The 431-nt window shown below is 70.5% G+C and carries 1 protein-coding gene; it reads right to left on the bottom strand.

What is annotated here, in order from left to right:
* The coding region (locus tag HA630_RS26885; protein ID WP_166832156.1) for a PAS domain-containing protein at positions 1–431 on the bottom strand (431 nt) is incomplete at both ends.

Below are 431 nucleotides of genomic sequence, written 5' to 3'. Positions count from 1 at the left end.
GCGCCCAGCATGGCGCAGGCGGCCGGGTTGGCGTGCCAGATGCTGCCGTGCGCGTCCACCACCAGCACGCCTTCGTTCAGCCCGGTGACGATGAGTTGGTTGACCTGTGCCTCGGCCATGGCGCGGGCGCGGCTGTGACGGGCCTGGGCCTGTTCGCGCCAGAGGCGGGCCGCCAGCTGGTTGGCCAGCAGCGCCACCAGAAACAGCCCGGCCCCGGTGATGGCGCTTTGCACGTAATTGGCGGTGGCCTGGCCGGGGCGCAGCGCCTCGCCGGAAAACGCGTCGAACAGCAGCGCCAGCGTGGCAAAGGCGGCGCTGCCCAGCGCCAGCAGCAAAGGCCCCAGAATGGACGCCAGCAGCACCGGCAGCACGAACAGGGGGGTGTAGTTGACGCCGCCTTGCTGGAAGGTTTGCAGCAGGCCGAACACCGC

Source organism: Aquabacterium sp. A08, from assembly GCF_011742065.1.
Note: the sequence above shows the minus strand (reverse complement) of the source record. Positions and strands in the feature narration are given on the sequence as shown.